We start from the raw sequence: 7,548 nt of genomic DNA, 5'->3' as shown, positions 1-7,548 counted from the left end.
GGCCGTGCCCCCGCCACCGCGGAGGTGGCGACCGAGACGAGGGGACGCGGCGGCGGGCGCGCGGCCTGGAGCGCAACCCCCAGGGGCGATCCTCACCCCCTTCGTCGTGCGGGTCGTGCGTGACGCGCGGCTGCGGGGGGAGGCGCTCCATGCCCGGGGTGTGGGCGACGACCAGTCTGGAAGACACGGATGAAGGGATGACCATGACCACCTATGACGAGATCGTCGAAGGGGTCCTCGCAGGAGCCGAGGCCACCCCCGAGGACGCACTGACGATCCTGCGCTGCCCGGACGAGGACGTCTTCGACGCGGTCGCGGCCATCGCCCGGCTGCGCCGCGCGCACTTCGGCATGACCGTCAAGGTCAACTACCTCGTCAACCTCAAGTCCGGGCTCTGCCCGGAGGACTGCGGCTACTGCTCGCAGGCGCTGGGGTCCACGAGCGAGATCCTCAAGTACACCTGGCTCAAGGAGGACGAGGCCCTCGACCAGGCCCGCGCCGGCGTACGCGGCGGCGCCTCGCGCGTGTGCATGGTCGCCAGTGGCCGTGGCCCGACCGACCGCGACATCGAGCGGGTCGCGGGCATGGTCGGCGCCATCAAGGAGGAGAACCCCGATGTCGAGGTCTGCGCCTGCCTCGGCCTGCTGCGCGACGGCCAGGCCGACCGGCTGCGCGAGGCCGGCGTCGACGCCTACAACCACAACATCAACACCGCCGAGTCGCACCACGAGTCGATCGTCACCACGCACACCTACGAGGACCGGGTGCGCACCGTCGCGATGGCGCAGGGCGCGGGCCTGTCCGCGTGCAGCGGCCTGATCGCCGGCCTGGGGGAGAGCGACGAGCAGCTCGTCGAGGCGCTCGTCGCGCTGCGGGATATGGGCTCGGACTCGGTGCCGGTCAACTTCCTCATCCCCTTCGACGGGACGCCCAAGCAGGAGACCTGGGAGCTGACCCCGCTGCGCTGCCTGCGCATCCTCGCCGCCGCCCGGCTGATCTCGCCTGCCGCCGAGCTGCGGATGGCCGCCGGTCGCGAGATGCACCTGCGGAGCCTGCAGGGCATGGCGCTGCAGGTGGCCAACTCGCTCTTCCTCGGTGACTACCTCACCGCCGAAGGGCAGAGCGCCGAGGACGACCTGACGCTCATCGCCGACCACGGGTTCACCGTCCTCGGTGCCGACGATCCGGCGAGCGTCGGCGCGGCGGGGACCGCGCCGGCCATCCGGCGCCGCGGAGCCGGCACGAGCGTCCCGGCCAACGCCTGAGGACAGGACGAAGGGGGGAGAGCCGCGGCTCTCCCCCCTTCGTCGTCGATCGGTGCGCGACGACGGTCGGTCAGTGGTCGATGACCTCGGCGACGCCGTGACCGGTGAGGCTGCGCACCTCCATCTCGGCGTACTTCGCGCGGTTGAACTCCTGGCTCGTCACCGAGCCCAGCCAGCCGAGGAAGAAGCCCAGCGGGATGGAGATCAGGCCGGGGTTGGCCAACGGGAAGATGTCGAAGTCGGCGTTCTTGAGCATCGCGGTCTCGGACCCGGAGACGACGGGCGAGAAGGCGATGAGGATGAGCGCCGAGGCGAGGCCGCCGTACATCGACCACAGCGCACCCCGGGTGTTGAAGCGCTTCCAGAAGAGGCTGTAGAGGATGGTCGGCAGGTTCGCGCTCGCCGCGACGGCGAAGGCCAGGGCCACGAGGAAGGCGATGTTCTGGTCCTTGGCCAGCATGCCGCCGAGGATCGCGACGACACCGGTGCCGACCGCGGCGTAGCGCGAGACCTTGACCTCTTCCTCCTGGGTGGCCTTGCCGTGCTTGAAGACCTGGTTGTACAGGTCGTGCGCGAAGCTCGCGCTCGCCGTGATCGTCAGGCCGGCGACGACCGCGAGGATCGTCGCGAAGGCGATGCCGGAGACGATGCCGAGCAGCCAGGAGCCACCGAGCTCGTAGGCGAGCAGCGGAGCAGCGGCGTTGGCCTTGCCCGGCGCGGCGTTGATGACCTCCGGGCCGACGAGGGCGCCGGCGCCGTAGCCGATGACGAGGGTCAGCAGGTAGAAGCCGCCGATGAGCCAGATTGCCCACTCGACGGACTTGCGCGCCTGCCTGCTCGTCGGGACCGTGTAGAAGCGCTGGAGCACGTGGGGCAGGCCGGCGGTGCCGAGCACGAGGGCGAGCGACAGCGAGATGAAGTCGATCTTGGTCGTGAGGTTGACGCCGTACTTCAGGCCCGGCTCGAGGAGCTTCTCGCCGGCGGCGGGGTTCTTGTCGACGGCCTCCTGCATGAGCGAGGAGAAGTTCATGCCGAACATCCCGAGCACCCACACGGTCATGATCGCGGTCGCGGCGATGAGCAGCACGGCCTTGATCATCTGGACCCAGGTCGTGCCCTTCATGCCGCCGATCATCACGTAGGCGACCATGACGATGCCGACGACCGCGATGACGGCATTCTGCGCGAAGGCTCCGTCGACGCCGAGGAGCAGCGAGACGAGGCCGCCGGCGCCGGCCATCTGGGCGAGGAGGTAGAAGAAGGAGACCGCGAGCACGGACGTGGCCGTCGCGATGCGCATCGGCCGCTGCTGCAGGCGGTAGGACAGGACGTCGGCGAGCGTGAAGCGGCCGGTGTTGCGGAAGAGCTCGGCGACGAGGAGCAGCGCGACGAGCCACGCGACGAGGAAGCCGATCGAGTAGAGGAAGCCGTCGTAGCCCTGCAAGGCGATGGCGCCGGCGATGCCGAGGAAGCTCGCCGCGGAGAGGTAGTCGCCGGCGATGGCCAGGCCGTTCTGGCGGCCGGAGAAGGACGCGCCGCCGGTGTACATCTGGCTCGCGGTCTTGCTGCCGGCCGCGACCTTGACGACGATCGCCAGGGTCACGACGACGAAGACGACGAAGATCGTGATGTTGAGCGTGGCGGACCCGGTCTGGGTCGCCGCGGGGACGAGGGTGCTCATCCGTCCACCTCCGGGGTCTCGTGCGAACCGACCTGCTCGGCCAGGGCTTCCGCGGCGGGGTCGAAGACCGCCCGGCCCAGCGGATGTACAGGATGGTGATGGCGAAGGTCGTGACGAACTGCCCGAGCCCGAGGATCAGGCCGATGTTGATGTTGCCGAGCACCTTGGTGCCCATGAATCCGGGGGCGAACATCGACAGCAGGACGTAGAGGAAGTACCACGCGAGGAAGAACGCGGTCACGGGGAAGACGAAGTTGCGGAAGGTCCGGCGCAGCTGGCCGAACTCCTGCGACTCCTGCACGGCGATGTATCGCTCGCCGAGCGGCTGAGCGTCGTTGCTCATGGGCTCACCTCCGGGTCGTGGGTGGGTTCGGACATCGGTGGCCGAACGCGCCCACAGTGGCGCAGCCCACACCTCGGGTGGGGGAGGTGCGTCGGGTGCCGCGGTCGGCGGGTGCTGACGTCGCCGTGCGGGCGCGCCCCGTGCGGTGAGCGGCGCCGTGCGCGCGACGAACGGTCAGGCCTCGGCGAGGACGTCCTCGGGCGCGTGCAGCCGGCTCATCGTGCGGGCCCACCGGCGCGGCCGCGGCGTGACGAGCGAGACGAGCATCGTCACGGCGAAGGCCAGGGGTGTGGCCCACGCGGTGGGAGCCGCGAGCAGCGCGCCCGGCCAGCCGCCCGGGGCGAGGTCGGTGACGGACACGAGAGCGGCGACGAGGGTCGTGACGCCACCGACGGTGATGCCCGCGGCCGCTCCCTTCGCCGTGAGTCGTGGCCACCAGACGCCGAGGATCAGCAGCGGGGCGAAGGTCGCCGCGGCGATGGCGAAGGCATGGCCGACGGCCGACGAGATGCCGATCGGGGCGGCGGTGATGGCGACGACGAAGGGGGCGAGGACCCCGGTCGCGGCGGCGATGCGGAAGGAGGCCGAGGGGCTGGCGTCGCCGTGCGTCACACGGGCGGCGAGCGGTCGCAGGACGTCTTGGTCGATGGCGCCGGCGACCGACATCGTCACGCCGGAAGCCGTGGCGAGGAAGGCGGCGAAGGCGCCGCCGGCGGCCAGCGCGGTGAGCAGCTGGCCGTCGAGGCCGGGCAGCATCGCGCCCGGCAGGGCGAGCACCACCGTGCGGCTCGGGTCATCAGAGATCTCCGACGGGTCGAGGTAGGCGCGGCCGAGGAAGCCGTAGATCGGCGGGAAGAGGTAGAAGAGCGACAGCAGCGCGAGCACGGAGACGGTCGTGCGGCGGGCGGCGACGCCGTCGGGGTTGGTGTAGAAGCGCACCGCGATGTGCGGCAGGCCCATCGTGCCCAGGCACAACGCGGCGAGGGTGCTGTAGGTCGTGAAGAGGGTGCGACCCGGCGCGTCACCGGTGAGCGGCTCCCACCAGGAGGTGTCGGCCTGCGGTGCCGGGGCACCGCTGCGGTGCCACACGGCGAGCAGGACGAAGGCGGGGACGGCGATCGCCGACAGCTTGATCCAGTACTGCACGGACTGCACGAGCGTCACCGAGCGCATGCCGCCGGCGACGACGTTGAGCGTCACGATGACCGTCAGCACGCCGGCACCGACCCACGTGGGCGCCCCGCTGACGTGCCGCAGCGCGAGGCCGGCCCCCTGCATCTGCGGGAGCAGGTAGAGCCAGCCGATGCCGACGACGAGCAGCGCGCACCCCCGACGCAGCGTGGCCGACTCGAGCCGGGTCTCGGCGAAGTCGGGGAGCGTGTAGGCCCCGGAGCGGCGAAGGGGGGCGGCGACGAGGATGAGCAGGACGAGGTAGCCGACGGTGTAGCCGACCGGCATCCACAGCATGTCGACGCCGCGGTCGTAGACGAGGCCGGCGACCCCGAGATAGCTCGCGGCGGAGAGGTACTCGCCGCCGATGGCGCTGGCATTGCGCCACGGGGTGACCGTGCGGCCGGCGACGTAGAAGTCGCTCGTCCCCTTCGCCAGACGCAGCCCGAGGGCGCCGAGGGTGAGCGTCGTGAGGCAGACGAGGAGGATCGCGAGGACGCTGAGCGGCTGGCTCATCGGCGGCTGACGAGCTCGCTGAAGTCGGCCTCGAGACGCTCGGTGGCCCGGACGTACCAGCGCGCGGTGAGCACGACGGCGGGGTAGACGAGCAGGCCGAGGACGACCCAGGCGAAGGGCAGGCCCATCACGCCGGTGCCGCGCAGCGCGGGGACGACAGCGAAGAGCAGGGGCAGGGCCCCGAGCGTCACGAGGCCGACCGCGATGGTGCCGAGGGAGAGGTGGAGCTGGGCCCGGCGCAGCGAGTTGACATACGTGGAGCCCAGTCGCGACTCGTCGACGATCTCCTCGCGGACCGTGCGACGACGGGCGGAGCGGACGGGGCGGCGGGACCGGGTGACGCGCACCCGCTGCGGCGGGGTGCTCACCTCAGTCCGTCGCCGGCCGGGGCCGCAGGAGGGTGCCGCGCAGGTGGCGCGTGTGCCGACGGCTGACCTGCAGCTCGGTCCCGTCGACGAGGACCGTGCAGCGGCCGCCGTCGTTGTGGATCTCGCTGATGTGCCGGGTCGACACGAGCGTGGAGCGGTGGATGCGTACGAACCCGGCCTCGGCCCAGCGCTCCTCAAGGGTCGCCAGGGGGATGCGCACGAGGTGCGACCCGGTCGGGGTGTGCAGCCGCGCGTAGTCGCCCTGCGCCTGCACCCACCGGATCTCGCTGCGCCGGACGAAGCGGGTGACCCCGCCGAGCTCGACGGGGATCGTCTCGTCGTCCTCGCCCGGCGCCGCGGGCTCCTCCTCTCGGAGCTCGGTCGCGGCGAGGCAGCGGCGCACCGCCTCGCCGATGCGCTCGGGGCGCACCGGCTTCATGAGGTAGTCGACGGCGTCGAGGTCGAAGGCGTCGACGGCGTGGGAGTCGTGGGCGGTGACGAAGACGACCTGGGGGCGCTCGCTGAAGCGGCGGATGACCCGGGCCAGCTGCATGCCGTCGAGGCCCGGCATCGAGATGTCGCTGAAGACGACGTGACGTGCTCGCGCTCGAGGGCCGCGAGGGCGGTCGTGCCGCTCGAGGCGGTGAGCACGCGCCCGACCCGCTCGTCCTGGTCGAGCAACCAGGCGACCTCGTTGCGCGCCGGGGCCTCGTCGTCGACGACGAGGACGGTCAGCGCGGTGGGGCGGGGCGGCATGGGCACCACACTAGGCCGGATACTCGAGGGCAGGGGAGTACTTGGGCACCCGGAAGGAGACACGCATCCCGGCCCCCGGAGCGGTGTCGACGACCAGTCCGTACTCCTCGCCGTAGACCTGGCGCAGGCGGGCGTCGACATTGCCCAGGCCGACCGAGTCGGCGCGGGACTGGCCGTCGAGCACCTTGCGGATCGTCTCGGGGTGGGCACCGACCCCGTCGTCGTCGACGCTGAACTCCGCGACCGACCCGTGGTCCGTCGCGCTGAGTGTCACGTGCCCCGGGCCCTCCTTGGGCGCGAGGCCGTGGCGGACGGCATTTTCGACCAGAGGCTGGATGGCGAGGTAGGGAACGCGCACCGGCAGCACCTCGGGCGCGATCTTGAGGGTGATGCCCAGGCGCTCGCCGAAGCGCGCCTGCTCGAGGACCAGGTAGCGCTCGACATTGCGCAGCTCCTCGCTCACCGTTGTGAAGGCCCCGTCACGGCGCAGCGCGTAGCGGGTGAAGTCGGCGAACTCGAGGAGCAGCTCGCGGGCCCGGGCCGGGTCGGTCCGCACGAAGGAGGCGATGGCCGTCAGCGAGTTGTAGATGAAGTGCGGGGAGATCTGCGCCCGCAGGGCGCGCAGCTCGGCCTCCATGGCCCGGGTGCGCTCGTAGGACAGGTCGGCGAGTTCGACCTGCGTCGCGACCCAGGCCGCGACCTCGCCGGCCGCGCGGGCCAGACCGGCCGAGACCGTCGGACCGTAGCCGGCGATGGCGCCGATGACCCGGTCGTCGACCGTCACCGGGGCGATGACCGCCGCCCGGATCGGGCACTCCGTCGAGGTGCACGTGACGACGTCCGGGCCGAGCACGACCGGCTGACCAGAGGTGAGGACCGCCGCGGCCTGATCCATCACGGCCGGCAGGTGGTGTCTCCCTTCGCCCTCCCAGACGACGACGGCGGAGGTGTCGCAGACCGCCAGCCCCGGGGTGGCGAGCATCGCCCGCAGGTAGGGCGCCGCCCGTTCGCACCCGTCGTCGGTGAAGCCGTCGGCGAGGTGCCGCGCCGCGAGGGAGGCGGTGTGGAGGGTCTCGTAGGTGGCGTGGTCGGTGACCGAGATGAAGCCCGGTCGGGCCCGGCGCCAGCGCACCAGGGTGACGACGAGGGCCACGGCGGCGAAGACGCTGGTGACGACCGCCACGGTGGGCAGGTGCAGGCCGGCGTCCATGCGCGAACCCTAGTCCCGCCTACGCTGTCGGGGTGCCAGACTCCAGCCCGCTCGTCACCGCCCTGACCCAGCTCGCCGACCTGCCCGACGTGGCCGCCGCGTCCGAGAGGGCGCGAGAGGTGTGCACCAACCTCCGCTGGCACGAGGCGCTGCGTCGCCGCATCCCCGAGGCCTCCGCCGAGTCGCGGGTCCGCGGTGCCTGGGCGAGTGCCGAGCTCGGACAGGGGGCCCCGCTCGAC

7 protein-coding genes and 2 pseudogenes are annotated in these 7,548 nt (G+C 71.8%); 2 read left to right on the top strand and 7 right to left on the bottom strand.

The window, feature by feature from the left end; genetic code table 11:
• A partial coding sequence (locus tag AC2W7J_RS13555; RefSeq protein WP_485983018.1) for a hypothetical protein occupies nt 1–187 on the bottom strand: 187 nt, incomplete at its 3' end.
• Nucleotides 188–203: 16 nt separating this feature from the next.
• Between AC2W7J_RS13555 and bioB the strand changes: the two genes are divergently transcribed.
• Nucleotides 204–1,265, top strand: a complete 1,062-nt coding sequence (bioB, locus tag AC2W7J_RS13550) for a biotin synthase BioB (RefSeq protein WP_485983016.1) — start codon at nt 204–206, stop codon at nt 1,263–1,265.
• Between the two features lie 70 nt (nt 1,266–1,335).
• Here bioB and AC2W7J_RS13545 read toward each other — a convergent pair whose 3' ends face one another.
• From AC2W7J_RS13545 to AC2W7J_RS13520, 6 genes and pseudogenes are all read right to left on the bottom strand, one after another.
• Complete coding sequence (locus AC2W7J_RS13545) at nt 1,336–2,946, bottom strand: solute symporter family protein (protein WP_192910818.1); 1,611 nt, start codon at nt 2,944–2,946, stop codon at nt 1,336–1,338.
• Nucleotides 2,943–3,289, bottom strand: a pseudogene (locus AC2W7J_RS13540) (DUF485 domain-containing protein). The gene AC2W7J_RS13545 and the pseudogene AC2W7J_RS13540 overlap by 4 nt, the downstream one beginning before the upstream one ends.
• 174 nt (nt 3,290–3,463) lie before the next feature.
• A complete protein-coding gene (locus AC2W7J_RS13535) occupies nt 3,464–4,975 on the bottom strand; it encodes a sodium/solute symporter (RefSeq protein WP_255184374.1) in 1,512 nt (503 codons plus the stop codon).
• Nucleotides 4,972–5,343: a hypothetical protein gene (locus AC2W7J_RS13530; protein ID WP_485983014.1), complete on the bottom strand. Its 372-nt coding sequence runs from the start codon at nt 5,341–5,343 to the stop codon at nt 4,972–4,974. The genes AC2W7J_RS13535 and AC2W7J_RS13530 overlap by 4 nt, the downstream gene beginning before the upstream one ends.
• Before the next feature lies 1 nt (nt 5,344).
• The gene (locus AC2W7J_RS13525) at nt 5,345–5,914 is read right to left on the bottom strand and encodes a LytR/AlgR family response regulator transcription factor (RefSeq protein ID WP_485983012.1); all 570 of its coding nucleotides are present in this window, start codon (nt 5,912–5,914) and stop codon (nt 5,345–5,347) included.
• A gap of 195 nt (nt 5,915–6,109) precedes the next feature.
• Nucleotides 6,110–7,309 carry a sensor histidine kinase gene (locus AC2W7J_RS13520; protein ID WP_485983011.1) on the bottom strand — a complete coding sequence of 400 codons (1,200 nt, stop codon included), beginning with the start codon at nt 7,307–7,309 and terminating at the stop codon, nt 6,110–6,112.
• Between the two features lie 32 nt (nt 7,310–7,341).
• Here AC2W7J_RS13520 and AC2W7J_RS13515 point away from each other — a divergent pair.
• A pseudogene (locus AC2W7J_RS13515) lies at nt 7,342–7,548 on the top strand (hypothetical protein); the annotation flags it as partial.

The sequence above is a fragment of the Janibacter sp. CFPM2_SD2 genome, from assembly GCF_057364645.1.
The sequence above is the reverse complement of the archived record's forward strand: the minus strand, read 5'-3'. Positions and strand labels throughout refer to the sequence as shown.

What these genes read in the sequence shown, in the direction of transcription:
- bioB (WP_485983016.1), top strand. Translation starts at nt 204, where the DNA reads ATGACCACCTATGACGAGATCGTCGAAGGGGTCCTCGCAGGAGCCGAG.
- AC2W7J_RS13545 (WP_192910818.1), bottom strand. Translation starts at nt 2,946, where the DNA reads ATGAGCACCCTCGTCCCCGCGGCGACCCAGACCGGGTCCGCCACGCTC.
- AC2W7J_RS13535 (WP_255184374.1), bottom strand. Translation starts at nt 4,975, where the DNA reads ATGAGCCAGCCGCTCAGCGTCCTCGCGATCCTCCTCGTCTGCCTCACG.
- AC2W7J_RS13525 (WP_485983012.1), bottom strand. Translation starts at nt 5,914, where the DNA reads ATGCCGGGCCTCGACGGCATGCAGCTGGCCCGGGTCATCCGCCGCTTC.
- AC2W7J_RS13520 (WP_485983011.1), bottom strand. Translation starts at nt 7,309, where the DNA reads ATGGACGCCGGCCTGCACCTGCCCACCGTGGCGGTCGTCACCAGCGTC.